At 47.7% G+C, this 17817-nt stretch carries 14 protein-coding genes; 12 read left to right on the top strand and 2 right to left on the bottom strand.

Features of this window, described 5'->3' with window-relative positions:
* Positions 1–188: 188 nt before the first annotated feature.
* Positions 189–2219, bottom strand: coding sequence for a methionine--tRNA ligase (metG, locus tag H4F65_RS06825; RefSeq protein WP_010281293.1), 2031 nt, complete (start codon positions 2217–2219; stop codon positions 189–191).
* Positions 2220–2442: 223 nt separating this feature from the next.
* On the opposite strand from metG, the gene apbC reads away from it, so the two are divergent.
* From apbC to dcuC, 5 genes are all read left to right on the top strand, one after another.
* Complete coding sequence (apbC, locus tag H4F65_RS06820; RefSeq protein WP_010281301.1) at positions 2443–3552, top strand: iron-sulfur cluster carrier protein ApbC; 1110 nt, start codon at positions 2443–2445, stop codon at positions 3550–3552.
* A 188-nt stretch (positions 3553–3740) separates the two neighbouring features.
* On the top strand, positions 3741–4382 hold the full coding sequence (gene udk / locus H4F65_RS06815; protein ID WP_010281304.1) for a uridine kinase: 642 nt from the start codon (positions 3741–3743) through the stop codon (positions 4380–4382).
* Between the two features lie 106 nt (positions 4383–4488).
* On the top strand, positions 4489–5070 hold the full coding sequence (gene dcd, locus H4F65_RS06810) for a dCTP deaminase (RefSeq protein ID WP_005974037.1): 582 nt from the start codon (positions 4489–4491) through the stop codon (positions 5068–5070).
* A gap of 62 nt (positions 5071–5132) precedes the next feature.
* Positions 5133–6968, top strand: coding sequence for an outer membrane assembly protein AsmA (gene asmA / locus H4F65_RS06805; RefSeq protein WP_010281314.1), 1836 nt, complete (start codon positions 5133–5135; stop codon positions 6966–6968).
* Between the two features lie 264 nt (positions 6969–7232).
* Complete coding sequence (gene dcuC / locus H4F65_RS06800; protein ID WP_010281317.1) at positions 7233–8585, top strand: anaerobic C4-dicarboxylate transporter DcuC; 1353 nt, start codon at positions 7233–7235, stop codon at positions 8583–8585.
* Between the two features lie 82 nt (positions 8586–8667).
* Here dcuC and H4F65_RS06795 read toward each other — a convergent pair whose 3' ends face one another.
* Positions 8668–10254, bottom strand: a complete 1587-nt coding sequence (locus H4F65_RS06795) for a TerC family protein (RefSeq protein WP_010281320.1) — start codon at positions 10252–10254, stop codon at positions 8668–8670.
* 648 nt (positions 10255–10902) lie between these two features.
* Here H4F65_RS06795 and wecA point away from each other — a divergent pair.
* The 7 genes from wecA (at position 10903) to H4F65_RS06760 (ending at position 17814) form a co-directional block, all read left to right on the top strand.
* Complete coding sequence (gene wecA, locus H4F65_RS06790; RefSeq protein WP_010281322.1) at positions 10903–11979, top strand: UDP-N-acetylglucosamine--undecaprenyl-phosphate N-acetylglucosaminephosphotransferase; 1077 nt, start codon at positions 10903–10905, stop codon at positions 11977–11979.
* A 125-nt stretch (positions 11980–12104) separates the two neighbouring features.
* Positions 12105–13241, top strand: coding sequence for a polysaccharide export protein (locus H4F65_RS06785; protein WP_010281326.1), 1137 nt, complete (start codon positions 12105–12107; stop codon positions 13239–13241).
* An 8-nt stretch (positions 13242–13249) separates the two neighbouring features.
* Positions 13250–13684, top strand: coding sequence for an arsenate reductase/protein-tyrosine-phosphatase family protein (locus H4F65_RS06780; RefSeq protein WP_010281330.1), 435 nt, complete (start codon positions 13250–13252; stop codon positions 13682–13684).
* Positions 13685–13700: 16 nt separating this feature from the next.
* Positions 13701–15875: a tyrosine-protein kinase Wzc gene (gene wzc / locus H4F65_RS06775; protein ID WP_010281333.1), complete on the top strand. Its 2175-nt coding sequence runs from the start codon at positions 13701–13703 to the stop codon at positions 15873–15875.
* A 128-nt stretch (positions 15876–16003) separates the two neighbouring features.
* Positions 16004–16879 carry a glucose-1-phosphate thymidylyltransferase RfbA gene (gene rfbA, locus H4F65_RS06770; protein ID WP_010281337.1) on the top strand — a complete coding sequence of 292 codons (876 nt, stop codon included), beginning with the start codon at positions 16004–16006 and terminating at the stop codon, positions 16877–16879.
* Between the two features lie 4 nt (positions 16880–16883).
* Complete coding sequence (locus tag H4F65_RS06765) at positions 16884–17291, top strand: sugar 3,4-ketoisomerase (RefSeq protein WP_010281340.1); 408 nt, start codon at positions 16884–16886, stop codon at positions 17289–17291.
* Positions 17281–17814 carry a GNAT family N-acetyltransferase gene (locus tag H4F65_RS06760; protein ID WP_010281343.1) on the top strand — a complete coding sequence of 178 codons (534 nt, stop codon included), beginning with the start codon at positions 17281–17283 and terminating at the stop codon, positions 17812–17814. Before H4F65_RS06765 ends, H4F65_RS06760 begins: the two co-directional genes overlap by 11 nt.
* Positions 17815–17817: the final 3 nt, after the last annotated feature.

Below are 17817 nucleotides of genomic sequence, written 5' to 3'. Positions count from 1 at the left end.
TAAACCCCCATAACACCTATAAAGAGGTATATTTTTTATTCGCTATATATTGTAATGCATAACGGTTTTGTTATTTCATGGTTACAAATAATGTGGTGTGACGAGTCAGTCAAAGGGGAATAAGCGGGAGTTTGTGGAGGAATTGTTGCAAAAAAAAGCCGGATAAAAATCCGGCTTGATGTGGGCGGTTATTTGACCTGCATTCCTGGCTGAGCGCCGCTGTCTGGGCTCAGCAGGAAGATATCTTTCCCACCGGGACCGGCTGCCATCACCATACCTTCTGATATGCCGAAGCGCATTTTACGCGGTGCCAGATTGGCGACCATCACAGTTAAACGGCCTTCCAGCTTAGCCGGATCGGGATAAGCCTCACGAATGCCGGAGAAGACCTGACGGGTTTCGCCGCCCAGATCCAGCGTCAGACGTAAAAGTTTGTCAGAACCATCAACCAGTTCAGCCTGCTTAATCAGTGCGATACGCATATCGACTTTGGCAAAATCGTCAAAGTTAATGGTGTCCTGCACCGGGTTGTCTGCCAGCGGGCCAGATACGACTTTTTGTGCGGCGATCATGTCTTCTTTCGAGGCGTCAACCATTGCGTTAACTTTATCCAGATCGATGCGGTTGAACAGCGCCTTGAATGGACTAACCTGATGGCTCAACAGCGGCGTGGCAATCGCATCCCAGCTCAATTCCGTATTCAAAAATGCTTCTGTCCGCTGTGCCAGCGAAGGCAGAACCGGTTTCAGGTATGTCATCAGTACGCGGAACAGGTTGATACCCATTGAGCAAATTGCTTGCAGATCTTCATCCCGACCTTCTGCTTTCGCCACAACCCACGGTGCCTGTTCGTCAACGTAGCGGTTGGCGATATCCGCCAACGCCATGATCTCACGAATGGCACGCCCGGATTCACGGTTGTTATAGGCTTCGGCAATGCTGGTGGCGGCATCGGTGAAGGTTTTGTACAGCTCGGCGTCGGCCAACTTGTCCGCCAGCTTGCCGTCAAAGCGCTTGTTGATGAAACCGGCATTACGCGATGCCAGATTCACGACTTTGTTAACGATGTCAGCATTTACGCGCTGAACGAAATCTTCCAGATTGAGGTCGATGTCATCAATGCGAGAAGACAGTTTTGCCGCGTAGTAATAACGCAGGCAGTCGGCATCCAGATGTTGCAGATACGTGCCTGCTTTGATGAAGGTACCGCGTGATTTAGACATCTTGGCGCCGTTGACCGTGACATAACCATGTACGAACAGGTTTGTCGGTTTACGGAAACCGCTGCCTTCGAGCATGGCAGGCCAGAACAGGCTGTGGAAATAAACGATGTCTTTACCGATGAAATGATACAAATCTGCGTCGGAATCTTTCTTCCAGAAATCATCGAAATTCAGATCGCCACGTTTGTCGCACAGGTTCTTGAACGACCCCATGTAGCCGATTGGCGCATCCAGCCAGACGTAAAAATATTTGCCCGGTGCATCGGGGATTTCAAAACCGAAATAGGGTGCGTCGCGGGTGATGTCCCACTGTTGCAGGCCAGAATCGAACCATTCCTGCATCTTGTTAGCGACTTGCTCCTGCAATGCGCCGGAACGCGTCCAGGCTTGCAGCATCTCGCTGAACGCAGGCAGATCGAAGAAGAAGTGTTCTGTTTCACGCATTTCTGGCGTGGCACCAGACACCACTGATTTTGGTTCGATCAGCTCTGTTGGGCTGTAGGTCGCGCCACAGACTTCGCAGTTATCGCCGTATTGGTCGGCTGCCTTACATTTCGGGCAGGTGCCTTTGACGAAACGATCCGGCAGGAACATGCCTTTCTCTGGATCGTACAGCTGAGAAATGGTGCGATTTTTAATAAAGCCGTTCTCTTTCAGCCGACCATAAATCAGACCTGACAGTTCGCGGTTCTCTTCGCTGTGCGTAGAGTGGTAGTTGTCATAGCTGATATTGAAACCGGCAAAGTCCTGCTGATGCTCCTGACTCATTGCCGCAATCATCTGTTCCGGCGCAATCCCCATCTGCTGTGCTTTCAGCATGATTGGCGTGCCGTGGGCGTCGTCCGCACAGATAAAGTGAACCTGGTTGCCGCGCATTCGCTGGTAACGAACCCAAATATCGGCCTGAACATGTTCAAGCATATGACCGAGGTGGATTGAACCATTAGCGTAAGGCAGCGCGCACGTTACCAGGATTTTCTTTGCGACTTGAGTCATGAGGAGCTTGCTTTCTTTTGTGAATAGAGGGAGATCGATGTTAACCGATAGCGCCTTGCTGCGTAAACCGCTGGCGTGAGTAAAAACGGCAGGAAACCCCATGGCAGATTTTTATTTGCGTAGCGTTTCCACGTTTTTGATGCCGAAGGGCGTCAGGCTTCCCTCGCTCTGGTATGCTATATACGGTCTCAACGGTCAAATATGAGAATTTCAAGGAGCCGGAATGAACGCGACAGTCCCCGAACAACGCCCTGAAGCACTGCGTGCGATGGTCACCGGGGTTTTATCTACTTTTCAGCACCCGACACTGAAAAATAACCTGACGACACTGAATGCACTGCGCCATTGTGCGCTGCTGGACAACGTGTTGCATATCGACCTGACGATGCCGTTTGTCTGGCTGAGCGGTTTAGCTGTATTAAAGGAAACGGTTAGCGATGAGTTATTACGTTTATCAGGCGCAAAGGCGGTCGAGTGGCGCTTAACGCACGATATCGCGACGCTGCGTCGGGTTAACGATCAGGCTGGCGTGAAGGGCGTGAAAAACATCATTGCCGTCAGCTCCGGCAAAGGTGGGGTCGGCAAATCGAGTACGGCGGTGAATATGGCGCTGGCGCTGGCGGCTGAAGGCGCGAATGTGGGCATTCTGGATGCCGATATCTACGGTCCTTCCATTCCGACCATGCTGGGCTCGGCCAGTGAACGTCCAACCTCGCCGGACGGCCAACATATGGCACCGATTATCGCGCACGGCCTGGCAACTAACTCGATTGGTTATCTGGTGACGGACGATAACGCTATGGTGTGGCGTGGGCCGATGGCCAGCAAAGCGTTATTGCAGCTGCTGCAGGATACACTCTGGCCGGATCTGGACTATCTGGTATTAGATATGCCGCCGGGTACGGGTGATATTCAACTGACGCTGGCGCAGAGTATTCCTGTCACTGGTGCGGTTGTCGTGACGACGCCACAGGATATCGCACTGATGGATGCCATGAAGGGCATCGCGATGTTTGAAAAAGTCAGTGTGCCGGTACTGGGCATCGTTGAAAATATGAGCGTACATATTTGTAGCAACTGTGGTCATCTGGAACCGATCTTTGGCACGGGCGGTGCGCAGAAGCTGGCGGAAAAATATCACTGTTCTCTGCTAGGTCAGCTTCCACTGCATATCTCTCTGCGTGAAGACCTTGACCGCGGTGAGCCGACGGTCGTCAGCCAGCCGGACAGCGAGTTTACTTCTCTGTACCGCGAACTGGCGGGGCAGGTTGCCGCTCAGCTTTACTGGCAGGGTGACACGATTCCCGGCGAAATTTCTTTCCGGGCGCTGTAACGCTTCCGCCAGAGAGTAATCAGCCGGGCTCTGTCCCGGCTTGATCCTGCGCCAGCATGCGATTTCCCTCGGGCGCAATACGCGGAAAGGGTGGCATGAAGGGGGGGAACTCCCTATAATTGCCGCGTCAAAGCGCCTGTTGGCGCATTCCCCTCTCTTTTATTTAAGTTAATCAGGTCGTTAATACCATGACTGATCAGTCTCACCAGTGCGTCATCATCGGGATCTCAGGAGCATCCGCTTCGGGTAAAAGTCTTATTTCCAGCACCTTGTATCGAGAATTACGCGATCAGGTTGGTGATCAGCATATCGGGGTGATATCTGAAGACAGTTATTATAAAGATCAAAGCCACCTGACGATGGAAGAGCGGGTAAAAACGAACTATGACCACCCGAGCTCGATGGATCATAGTCTGCTGCTCAAGCATTTGCAGATGCTGAAAGCGGGTCAGGCGATCGAAGTCCCGCAGTACAGCTATGTCGAGCACACCCGCAAGCAGGAAACCGTGCATATCGAGCTGAAAAAGGTCATTATCCTGGAAGGTATCCTGCTGCTGACGGATGCGCGCCTGCGCAGTGAGATGAATTTCTCTATTTTCGTCGATACACCGCTGGATATTTGCCTGCTGCGCCGTATGCGCCGCGACGTTAATGAGCGCGGGCGTTCAATGGATTCCGTGATGGAACAGTATCAGAAGACCGTGCGCCCGATGTTCCTGCAATTTATTGAGCCCTCTAAGCAGTATGCCGACATTATTGTGCCGCGCGGCGGGAAAAACCGTATTGCGATTGATATTTTGAAAGCCAAGATAAGCCAGTTTTTTGAGTAGTCGATACCCTAAATAATCCGCGTTGCATCACTACGTGGAGGTCATGTGAAGCATGACGGGTAGATGAGGTTTATCTGATAGATACCGGCGTCGAATGGAGAATAAGATGAGACTGTGTGACCGTGACATTGAAGCCTGGCTGGATGATGGCCGACTGGTGATTACACCCCGTCCGCCTACTGAGAGGATCAGTGGTGCGACCGTTGATGTTCGTTTGGGAAATCAGTTTCGCGTCTTCCGCGGACACACCGCGGCCTTCATTGACTTAAGTGGCCCGAAAGATGAAGTCAGCGCGGCGCTGGATCGCGTCATGAGTGATGAAATCAATTTGCCAGAAGGCGAGGCGTTTTTCCTGCACCCGGGAGAATTAGCGCTGGCAGTGACGTTTGAATCCGTTACGCTGCCGGATAATTTGGTTGGCTGGCTGGATGGCCGCTCTTCGTTAGCCCGTCTGGGATTGATGGTTCACGTCACTGCACACCGTATCGATCCAGGTTGGCAAGGAAGAATTGTGCTGGAGTTCTATAATTCAGGTAAGTTGCCGTTGGCATTACGCCCCGGCATGATGATTGGCGCTCTGAGTTTTGAACCGCTTTCCGGGCCGGCTGCTCGTCCTTACAACCGCCGTCAGGATGCCAAATATAAAGACCAACAGGGTGCGGTAGCGAGCCGGATCGATAAAGACTAAGCGTCTGGCGACAGGCCTGTAAGGTAAAAGCAGGTGGCCGTGCGTTTCGCAATGAGGATGGCATGAGAAGATTTCTGACGACGCTGGCAATTCTGCTTGTGGTGGTTGTGGCAGGAATGACGGCCTTGGTCGTACTGGTTAATCCCAATGACTTCCGCGCTTACATGGTGAAGCAAGTTGAGGAACGTAGCGGCTATCGCCTTCAACTGGATGGCGATCTGCGTTGGCATGTGTGGCCGCAACTGAGCATATTATCAGGCGGGATGTCGTTGAGTGCGCCGGGATCCAGTGCGCCGATTGTCAGCGCTGAAAACATGCGTCTTGATGTGCAGCTGTGGCCGCTGCTGTCGCACAAGCTAGCGGTTAAGCAGGTGATGCTGAAAGGTGCGATTATTCGCCTGACGCCGGAAAGTGAAGCCAAACAGTCTAACAATGCGCCCATTGCCCCTGCGGGATCGCAAACCCCATCTGAGGAACGGCACTGGCGGCTGGATATTGATAAGATCAAAGTCGCCGATAGCTTGTTGATTCTGCAACGCAGCAATAATGAGCAGATTAACGTGCGTGACATTAATCTTGCGATGGAGCAGAACAGCGACCGTCAGGTCAGCATCGAATTATCAAGCCGCATCAATCGCGATCAGCGCGATATTGCCTTCTCCCTTGCCGCAGATGTCGATTTGCTGCATTTCCCCCAGCAGGTCAATGCCAATATTACCAAGCTAGATTACCAGCTTCAGGGGGCAGGAATACCAGCAAACGGTATCAGCGGAACGGGGAGTGTTCAGGCAAGTTATCAACAGCAGCCTGAAAAAATCACGTTTAGCCAGCTTTCACTCAATACCAATAATAGCCAACTGTCGGGTGCCGGTAGCGTGACGCTGGGGGATATCCCTCATTACGAATTAGAGCTGTTGTCTGAGAAGCTGGATTTGGATTCCCTGCTGGGGATCGCGTCGGTAAAAGAGAACAATGCCGCTGTCGTGCCGGCTAAATCATCAGCCCCTGTGATTTCAAATGAAAGTGGGTTAGCCAAGCCAGAAGACGGCTTACAGACATTCACCGCGCGTCTGTCGTTACAGGCCGCGACGCTGATCTATCGTGGGCTCGATGTCCGTCAATTTACGCTACGGGCAGACAATCAACCGAGGCTGCTGGATGTGACGACCTTGAGCGGTGAACTGGGCGGTGGACATTTCTCATTGCCCGGTAAAGCTGTGACGAAGCCATCGACCAACATCACGCTACGGCCAGAGCTCAAGGATGTTGAGTTATCACAGTTAATGTCCGCATTTGCGCTGCCCGCTGAGACGGTCAGTGGAAAATTGTCAATGGTGGGGCAGTTCAGCGGTAATAGCGTTGCGCTACCTGCGTTGCTCCAGCAGTGGCAGGGGACAGCGACGCTGCAAGGCAATAATGTTCGTCTACAGGGTTTGAATATCCAGCAAATGGTGCAGATGGCCGTTGCGCGTAGCAATGGGAATGTGCGAGGACAAGAGCGCTACGAGCGCTATACCGAACTGCAACAGCTGACCGGGAAAGTACAACTGAACGCGGGTAAGTTACGCCTTACCGATCTCAATGGCCGCTCAGAGCTGCTGTCGCTAACTGGTGCTGGCCAATTCGATTTGCCAGCCCAGACGTGTGACGTCAACTTGAATGTCTCTATCACGCAAGGGTGGCAGGGGGATGAGCAGCTAGTCAGCGTATTGAAAAACACGGCGATTCCGTTACGCATCTATGGCGAGTGGGACAAATTGAATTACCAATTACAGGTGGATCAACTGCTGCGTAAACGCCTGCAAGACGAATTGAAAAAACGCCTGAATGATTGGGCCAGCCAAAATCAGCAAAGCCAGAAGGGCAAGGATCTGAAGCAACTCCTCGATCGTCTTTAATTTTCTGAAATGCTGTGCGCTTAGCCAGTTTGTTGATTCCTGTCAGCAAACTGGCAGCTTCTTGCTAACGTTTTCCCTTAGTTTGTCATCCTCCCCCAGACGGGCTATGTGCCCGGTGTCTCTTTTTTAACGCTGCATATTAATATTTTTCTCTTTTTTTATTTTCTAAAGCAGTAAACTTCGCTCCCTGTTTTCGGTGCGGCGCTACTCCGCTGCCGGGGAATTTCTGTCAGATAATTTATTACTCAGGTATCGAAACCCACTATGCTCGAACTTTTGATTGGTGTTGTTGTAACGATTCTGGTTGGTCGTTACATTATAAAAGGGTACTCCGCGACTGGCGTGTTGCTGGTGGGAGGCCTCTTACTTTTGGCAATCAGTGCCATGCTGGGGAAAAACGTATTACCAGCCAGCGCGAAGGCGACGGGCTGGAGTGCAACGGATATTGTTGAATACGTAAAAATTTTGCTGATGAGCCGCGGTGGCGATCTCGGCATGATGATTATGGTGCTGTGTGGATTTGCCGCTTATATGACGCATATCGGTGCTAATGATGTCGTCGTGAAGCTGGTTTCCCGCCCGCTGAAAATGATTAACTCGCCTTATTTACTGATGATCGCGGCCTATTTTGTTGCCTGCCTGATGTCGTTGGCGGTGTCATCAGCCACGGGATTAGGTGTGCTGTTGATGGCAACGTTGTTCCCCGTCATGGTGAACGTTGGCATTAGTCGCGGTGCCGCTGCTGCAATCTGCGCTTCCCCTGTGGCGTTGATTCTGTCGCCGACGTCAGGCGACGTAGTCCTTGCCGCACAGGCATCACAGATGAAATTAGTGGATTTTGCCTTTAAAGCCACGCTGCCTATTTCCATCATGGCGATCGTGTGTATGGCCGTCGCACATTTCTTCTGGCAGCGCTATCTGGATAACAAAGCGAATGTCAGCCATGAGATTCTGGACGTCAGCGAGATCACGACGGACGCCCCGCGTTTTTACGCCATTCTGCCGTTTACGCCGATCATGGGTGTACTGGTGTTTGATGGCAAATGGGGGCCGGAACTCCACATTATCACTGTACTGGTTATCTGTATGGTGTTGGCCGCAGTACTGGAATTTGTCCGTTCGTTCAGTGCGCAAAAAGTGTTTGATGGGCTGGATGTGGCTTACCGTGGGATGGCCGATGCCTTCTCTAGCGTCGTTATCCTGTTAGTTGCAGCTGGTGTCTTTGCCCAGGGGCTTGGCACGATTGGTTTTATCAGCGGCCTGATTGGTCTTGCGCAATCATTCGGCAGCGGTGGGTTGGTGATTATGCTGGTCTTGGTCGCGATCACGATGTTGGCTGCGATGACAACGGGCTCGGGCAATGCGCCGTTCTATGCGTTTGTTGAGCTGATTCCAAAGCTGGCGTCGCAAATGGGTATTAACCCTGCTTATCTGGCGATTCCGATGCTTCAGGCTTCCAACTTGGGCCGCACCATTTCTCCGGTATCCGGCGTAGTTGTTGCGGTCGCCGGGATGGCGAAAATATCGCCGTTCGAGGTGGTGAAGCGTACATCGGTTCCGGTTTTGGTAGGGCTGATTGTGGTGGTGGTTGCCACCGAAATTATGGTGCCAGCCTGATAGACCATAGAACACAGCCCCTACCGAACGGAAAGGGGCTGTAGAGATAAATGCGGCGTTGAGCATAGCGACAGCGCCGCTATCACACTTCAAAATCAGTCTGTGGTTCGTCGTTTGGTGTGATTCGGACCTCAATGATACGGTGACTTTCCACCGCCAGAATAGTGAACTGATAGCTATCGATTGACAGTGTATCGCCCACCTGCGGAACCCGCTGCGCATGCTCCATCAACAGCCCCGCCAACGTGTAGTATTCGCGCTTTTCATCCAGCGTCAGCGGAACATACATTGTTAAATCTTCCAGCGGAATATAGCCATTTACGGTCCAACTGCCGTCGTCATTCTGCTGAATGCTGTGGCGCGCATCGCGATCTTCCCCTTCGCGCGGCAGGTTGCCTGCAATGGTTTCCATCACGTCGCTTAATGTGACTATCCCTTCCATCGAACCAAATTCATCAACGACAAACGCAAAGTGCGTTCGTGCTTCTCTAAACTGTTCCAAAGCCTGTAAAAGTGAAAGCTGTTCAGGAAAGACCAGCGGCTGACGAATCAGAATACGTGGATTGAACGGCTCGCGGTTTAGCTGCTGCTGGAGTAAATCGGCAACATGTACGATACCCAACGGTTCGTCGGAGGTATTGCTGTCGGTTACCACCAGTCGGGAATGCTGGTTGGTCGTTAACAGTTTAGCGAGCGCATCCTGTGTAATATCCAGCTCAACCGAGTCGATGTCATGCCGCGACGTCATAATACTGCTGATGGTTCGCTGTGCCAGCCCTAATACCCGCTTTATCATCCGGCGTTCCTGAATATTGAAGACTTCCTGACCTGCCCGGGTGTTGTCTGCAATCATCGATGAGGTTTGATTGTCCAGTTCAGCTTCTTCATGGTTACCGCGCAAGATACGCAAAACTACTTCCGCGGTGCGCTGGCGCAGTGGAACCGAGGAAGAAAGAAAGCGCCGGCGGTTGAACAGGGAGACCTGATTCAACATCTCAATCATCACCGAGAAACCTATCGCGGCGTAGAGGTAGCCTTTAGGAATGTGATAACCAAAGGCGTCTGCAACCAGACTGAAACCAATCATCAGCAGGAAGCTGAGACACAGGATAACGATGGTCGGATGTTCAGCGACAAAGCGGGTCAGCGGCTTGCTGGCCAGCAGCATGAGGAAAATAGCGATGGTCACGGCGGACATCATGACCAGCAAGTGATCGGTCATGCCGACAGCGGTAATCACGGAGTCCAGCGAGAATATGGCGTCCAGTACCACAATCTGTGCCACTACCGGCCAGAAACGTGCACCTTTACGCTGGGCTTGCTGCTCCTCATCTTTTCCTTCGAGACGTTCGTTGAGTTCCATGGTGGCTTTAAAGAGTAGAAACAGCCCTCCAACCAGCATGATGACATCGCGAGCGCTGAATGTGTGCCCAAGGAACGTGAAGAGGGGGGTAGTCAAAGACACCAGCCATGAAATGGACGTCAGCAGACCCAGGCGCATAATCAGGGCAAGTAACAAACCGACGACTCTGGCTTTATCGCGTTGTTCTTTTGGTAGTTTCTCAGCCAGAATGGCAATGAAGATAAGATTATCAATGCCCAGAACCAGTTCCAGGACAACCAGCGTGGTCAACCCGGCCCATATCGTTGGATCAGCGATCCACTCCATATCTCTTTTTTCACCTTTAAAGGAACATAACCTCGATAGCGTATCAGGGCATGCACAGATGAACCAGAATTTGCAGGGATATTCTTTATGAGAAGCACAATCTATAAGCAAATTCTGAGCCGATAGGTGCTCTGATAGGCATTGTCATTTTTTTGACACGGAGCGGTGTGTAGCTTGTTGGTGAGGCCGGTTGAAAAATCGACAATAAGCAAAATTTTAGGAATGATGCATAAGGTATTGCACGTTAGTATTTGATAGTACGAGCATACAACGCATAGAATAGCGTGCCGATTTAACAAGATTTTTACGACAGGGATGCGCGTAGTCTTATTCTGAAAAGCTCCTTTTAGGCCATCTTACCCTTGTGCTCTTTATGTCATCGTCAATACTATGGGGTGAAATTTGGCTTTGTCGATTTAGCTATATTTTTATAAATAAATATATGGATTAGTCATATTTTGTTAGCTATGTCTGTTGGCTAACAAGGAAATGGAGTCTTTACACAAAAGCAGATGGTTTACGGAACCGCAGATGTAGCCACAGGATGGTGTCCGTACGTTGTTTGACAGCGCATTGGTTGCTATAAGCCAAGGGCGGTAGCGTGTCTGATGCAAAACATTCATATAACGGGTTGATGATGGTGCAAAAATGCAAGAATTCATTGTGGTTTTCCTGACTGCGTTTATTGCGTTGTTTCTGGCAAGAAAAGTAGCAATAACAGTCGGGCTGGTGGATAAACCTAATGAGCGCAAGAGACACCGTGGTCATATTCCACTTGTTGGCGGTGTTTCTATCTATATGGCTCTCTGGGTTATGTATATTTTTGATCCTACATGGCTCCCCGACTTCTCTCTTTACATGGTGTGTGCGACAGCATTATTAGTGGTAGGTGTTTTGGATGATCGTTTTGATCTTCCCGTTCTCCCGCGCGTTGGCCTACAAGCACTTGTCGCAGGTTTGATGATGTATTCTGGTCTATACCTTATCAGCCTTGGTAATGTGTTGTTCGGCTATGAGTTGTTTTTGGGAATCTTTGGTTACACCGTTACTCTATTTGCGGTATGGGGCGCGATTAATGCTTTCAACATGGTTGATGGCATTGATGGCTTACTCGGTGCGCTTTCTTGCGTTACGTTTGGTGCGCTAGCCGTCGTCTTTTATATTGGTGGACGCCATGAGTTAGCTCAATGGAGTCTATGCCTGCTAGCTGCGACATTGCCTTATATCCTATTGAATCTTGGTGTGCCGTGGGGACTAAAGTTTAAAGTATTTATGGGGGATGCCGGAAGTACGCTCATCGGCTTTACGGTTATCTGGTTGCTAGTGCTGGCAACGCAGGGCAAAGAGGCCATAATCCGCCCTGTAACGGCATTGTGGCTGATCGCTGTTCCTTTAATGGATATGGTGACGATCATGGTGCGCCGTATTCGCAGGGGTGATAGTCCCTTTAAACCCGATCGCGAGCATCTGCATCATATTTTGATGCGCGCAGGGTTGAGCTCTCGACAATCTTTGCTAGCAATTGTTCTGGCGGCTTTGTTTCTTGCCGCAGTGGGCATTATTGGTGAGCTTGGTGGTGTGATGGAGCCTATCATGCTGAGCGCATTTCTGGTGATTTTTGTTGGCTATTTTTGGTCAATTACCCGAATATGGCGTCTACTGACGTGGTTTCGACGGAGTACTCAACACGTTGCTGTTGCGGAGAAAATGGAGCAACGGCGCTAATGCAATGAATTAGCTGTTTTTTACGTCCCACTCTGCGGGTTTATTCGAATAAAAGTCCTCTATAATAACGAGTTATTTTGTAGGGATTTGCGCGACATTTAATCATAAGCGATGGCATAAACAGGATGATAAAGCACAAGTTAAAATTGATACCCGCTGTGGTGTCCATAGCCCTGCTCAGCGGCTGTACCCTAATTCCCGGTAGCCATCTTTCTACAAGTGGGAAAGAAGTTATCGAGCAGCAAGATGCTGATTTTAATATTGATAAATTAGTAAATGTCTATCCGCTAACACCGTATTTAGTGGATAAGATGCGGCCGAAGCCGTTGATTGCGCAAACTAACCCTGCTTTAGAACGTGAGTTACAGCAGTATGAATATCGTATTGGTATTGGCGATGTCATCATGGTCACCGTGTGGGATCACCCTGAACTGACGACACCTGCTGGTACATATCGCACTGCCGCAGATACGGGGAACTGGGTGCATTCTGATGGCACTATCTTCTATCCCTATATCGGTAAAGTGAAAGTTGCTGGTAAAACAGTAATGGAAGTTCGCAGTGACATTTCATCGCGCTTGGCAACTTATATCGAATCTCCACAGGTTGATGTCAACATTGCAGCATTCCGCTCTCAAAAGGCTTATGTGACGGGGGAAGTGAAAACCTCTGGTGAGCAACCTATTACCAACGTGCCGCTTACTATTCTGGATGCGATTAATAAGGCCGGTGGGTTAAGCGAAGATGCAGACTGGCGTAATATCGTGTTGACGCATAATGGCCAGGAAAAGCGCATATCTCTTCAAGCGTTGATGCAAAACGGTGACTTGTCTCAGAACACTCTGTTATATCCTGGAGACATCCTATACATTCCTCGTAATGATGACTTGAAAGTGTTTGTCATGGGCGAAGTTAAGAAGCAAAGCACGCTCAAAATGGATCGTAGTGGTATGACCTTGACTGAGGCGCTTGGCAACGCTGAAGGGATGGATCAGACATTTTCTGATGCTACAGGGATTTTTGTTATTCGTTCATTACGAGGAACGCAAGGTCCTAAGCTGGCCGATGTCTATCAACTTAATGCGAAGGATGCCACTGCAATGGTCATGGGGACTGAATTCCAGTTGCAGCCTTACGACATTGTCTATGTTACGACGGCACCGATCGTTCGTTGGAATCGTGTTATTAGCCAGCTCGTACCGACCATTTCTGGGTTTAATGAACTGACAGAAGGTTCACTGCGAGTTCGTACCTGGCCATAGAGATAATTATGTTTGATTCTATATTGGTTGTTTGTGTAGGTAACATTTGTCGCTCCCCTACTGGGGAGCGACTATTAAAACAGGCATTTCCTACTAAAAAGATTTCATCCGCTGGATTAGGCGCGTTAGTCGGAAAACCTGCAGACGCGACCGCAGCGGACGTGGCAAGCCAGCATAATCTCTCTCTTGATGGCCATGAAGCGCAGCAATTAACGTCAGCGCTATGTCGTCAATATGATCTCATTTTGGTTATGGAGAAAGGGCATATTGATGGTGTTTGCCGTATCGCACCAGAAGTTCGAGGCAAGACAATGCTATTTGGCCGCTGGCTTAATCAGCAAGAGATTGCTGACCCATACCGCAAAAGTCGTGAAGCATTTGAATTCGTTTACTTGCAACTTGAGCAGTCTGCCCAGAAATGGGTGCAGGCATTAAGCCGTTAACAAGTCAGGGAAACCCATGGCAGAGAAAATTTCAGTAAAAGCATCCGAAACCAGTACGGATGAGATTGATTTAGGACGTTTGTTGGGAACATTGCTGGATAATCGCTGGTTAATTATTGGTGTTACTGCAGTTTTCACAATTCTTGGTATTCTTTATGCGACCTTTGCCACGCCGATTTATAAAGCAGATGCTCTCATTCAGGTGGAACAAAGTTCAGGTAACTCTTTACTGAAAGATATTTCCAGCGTGTTACCCGATGCTAAACCAGAATCGGCTGCTGAAATTGAGTTGATTAAATCACGTATGGTAGTGGGCAAGACGGTTAATGATCTCTCTTTGGATATTATTGCGCAGCAAAAATATTTTCCTGTTTTTGGTAAGGGCTTTGCTCGTTTAATGGGAGAAGAGTCTGGAAAAATCGCAGTATCAAGACTGGAAGTGCCTAAATCCTGGGAAGATGAAACCATCAGTCTTGTTATTATTGATGAACAAAACTATGCAATAGAAGCAGGGGATGCTGTAACGTTTAATGGAAAAGTTGGGAAGATAGAAAAACATAATGGTCTTTCTATATTGGTTAGTGATATTAAAGCCGAAAAGGGTACTGTTTTTCGCCTTAAAAAACTAAATACTATTACGGCTATTAATAATGTATTAGAAAATTTATCCGTTGCAGATAAAGGAAAAGATACTGGAGTACTTTCGCTGAGCTATGAAGGTGAAGATCCTGAGTTGACCAATAAAATACTCAATAGTATCAGTCAAAATTATCTTCAGCAAAACGTTGAGCGTAAATCTGAAGAAGCCGGGAAAAGCCTAGAGTTTCTTAAAGAGCAACTGCCTAATGTACGTTTAACGCTTGATGAAGCAGATAATAAATTAAACAGTTACCGACAGAAGAATGAATCGGTTGATTTATCTTTAGAAGCTAAAGCTGTTCTGGATACAATGGTATCCGTGGAATCTCAGCTCAATGAGTTAACGTTTAAAGAAGCAGAAATATCAAAACTCTATACCAAAGAGCATCCCGCCTATCGTGCCTTAATGGAAAAACGCAAAACACTTGAAGACGAACGGGATAAAATTAATAAGCGAGTTGGTGCGATGCCAAAAACTCAGCAGGAGATATTGCGTTTAACGCGTGATGTGAATGTTGGGCAAGAAGTGTATATGCAGTTGCTGAATAAGCAACAGGAACTGAGCATTAACAAAGCGAGTACGGTTGGTAATGTTCGTATTATTGATGCTTCAGCACTTCAGCTTAAACCTGTAAAACCTAAAAAACTCATTGTTGTGTTACTAACGTTGATTATTGGTGCTGTGATATCAACGGCATTTGTTGTCTTAAAAACTATGTTACATAAAGGGATTGAAAGTCCTGAACAACTGGAAGAACTGGGCATTAACGTGTACGCCAGCGTTCCTTTATCAGAGTGGCAACAGAAGAAAGACAGGGCGCTATTAGGAAAAGGAAAGAAAGGTAATACGCGCTCGACAGAACTTCTGGCTGTGGGCAATCCTGCAGATCTCGCTATTGAAGCAATTAGAAGCCTGCGCACTAGTCTGCATTTTGCCATGATGGAGGCAAAAAATAATGTGCTGATGATTTCTGGTGCTAGCCCAGCAATTGGTAAAACGTTTATCAGTGCAAACCTTGGTGCTGTTATTTCTCAATCTGGCCAACGTGTTCTTATTGTTGACTGTGATATGCGCAAAGGGTATGCCCATGAGCTGATGGGAACGCAGAGCGTTGATGGTTTGTCGGACATTTTATCTGGGCAGGTAGCCGTAGAGAAAAGCATTCGCAAAACAGCTGTGGATAATATGGACTTTATTCCTCGTGGACAAATTCCACCTAATCCATCTGAACTCTTAATGCATAGTCGATTTTCGCAATTTATTACATGGGCTGCGGAGAATTATGACATTGTATTATTGGATACACCGCCAATACTGGCTGTAACGGATGCCGCTATTATTAGCCGTCATGCAGGAACGTCCCTCTTAGTTGCACGTTTTGAAGTGAATACACTCAAAGAAATTGAAGTCAGTATTCGCCGCTTTGAGCAGAATGGCGCGGAGATAAAAGGTGTTATTCTGAATGCTATTGTGAAACGTGCTGCAAGCTATTACGGCTATGGAAATTATCACTATTATACTTATGACTATAAGTCAGAAAAAGATAGTTAATATTTATCGCTGAGTTGAGTTTTTTTGTGACAACCGGATGTTCGCATCCGGTCTTTCTTATGCCTCGCTTATAAATCTTCTGTCATAAATTTTATATCCAAAAAATTGATTTTCTACTGGAGTTAACCGTGAAAGGTATAATCCTTGCTGGTGGTTCAGGAACTCGCCTTTATCCTATTACACTAGGTGTTTCCAAACAGCTGCTGCCTATTTACGATAAGCCGATGATCTATTATCCGCTATCTGTCCTCATGCTGGCTGGAATCCGGGATATTCTAATCATTACGACGCCGGAAGATCTGAATGCATTTCAACGGTTGCTGGGTACTGGTGATGCTTTTGGCGTGCGACTCTCTTATGCTGTCCAACCTAAACCTGAGGGATTGGCACAGGCATTTATTATTGGTGAAGAATTCCTGGCCGGTGATAGCTGCAGCCTGGTGTTAGGCGATAATATATTTTTCGGGCAAGGATTTAGCCCCGTGTTAAAACGCGCTGCCGCTAAGAAAACGGGCGCTACAGTATTTGGTTATCAGGTTATGGATCCGGAACGATTTGGCGTCGTTGAATTTGATGAAAATAAGAGGGTTCTGTCCATTGAGGAAAAACCTAAAAAAGCCAAATCGAATTGGGCTGTGACAGGATTGTATTTCTATGATGAGCAAGTCGTCGAATTAGCCAAACAGGTAAAACCTTCAGAAAGAGGTGAGTTGGAGATTACGACGCTTAATGAAATGTATCTGGAACGCGGGCAACTGGAAGTGGAGTTCTTAGGGCGTGGTTTTGCCTGGTTAGATACAGGCACGCATGACAGCTTAATCGAAGCCTCTACTTTTGTTGAAACGGTAGAGAAAAGACAAGGAATGAAGATCGCGTGTTTGGAGGAAATTGCCTGGCGTAACGGATGGCTAACTAATTTACAGTTATTGGACTCAGCGAATAGGCTGATTAAGAATCAGTATGGCCAGTATCTAGAGAGACTCGTCAAGGATTTCCGAGGTTAATTTAATGCAAATAAGACTGATACAATTACAAACGCATGGCGACGATCGCGGTGCATTAGTTGCACTTGAGCAAGATAAAAATATCCCGTTTGAAATAAAACGCGTTTATTATTTATTCAAAACGAAAGAAGGAGTCCGCAGAGGACTTCATGCTCATAAGGCATTAAAGCAAGTCGCTATTGCTGTACGAGGCTCTTGTCGTTTTTTACTCGATGATGGTGCCGAAAAGGTAGACATATTATTAGATAACCCTGCCCAAGGACTTCTTATTGATTCATGCATTTGGCGAGAAATGTATGACTTTTCTGATGATTGCGTATTAATGGTGTTAGCAGATCAGCCTTATGATGAATCTGATTACATCAGAGAATATAGCGTATTCAAATCAGGAGTGGAAAAAAATGGTGTCTGATATATCGAGTAAAACTATATCGTTAAGATTAGCAAAAGTTGATGACGCAGAGTTTATATATAAGCTACGTGTTAATGATAAGTTGAATAAACATATATCATCTTTCCATGGTGATGTGAATAATCAAAAGGAATGGTTGGTTAATTATAAGTTAAAAGAAAAAAACAATGAAGAGTATTACTATATAATAACTCGAAATGATACAGGGCAGCCTATCGGCACTGTAAGATTATATGATTTCATAAATAAAAATGAATCTTTTTGCTGGGGCAGTTGGATCCTCAGTGAAAATAAAACACGCTCTGCTGCAATCGAAAGTGCTCTGTTGGTTTATGAAATAGGCTTTACACACCTTGGTTTCATAGGGTGTCATTTTGATGTTAGAAAAAATAATAATCTTGTTGTTGATTTTCACAAGAAAAGCGGTGCCAAGGTAGTAAGTGAAAACAATCTTGATTACTTTTTTGTTTATTCACTTGACGCTTTTTTAAAACTCAAAGAAAAATATAAATCTTTTTTATGATTT

This window comes from Pectobacterium brasiliense, assembly GCF_016950255.1.
GTDB lineage: Bacteria > Pseudomonadota > Gammaproteobacteria > Enterobacterales > Enterobacteriaceae > Pectobacterium > Pectobacterium brasiliense.
The sequence above is the reverse complement of the archived record's forward strand: the minus strand, read 5'-3'. Positions and strand labels throughout refer to the sequence as shown.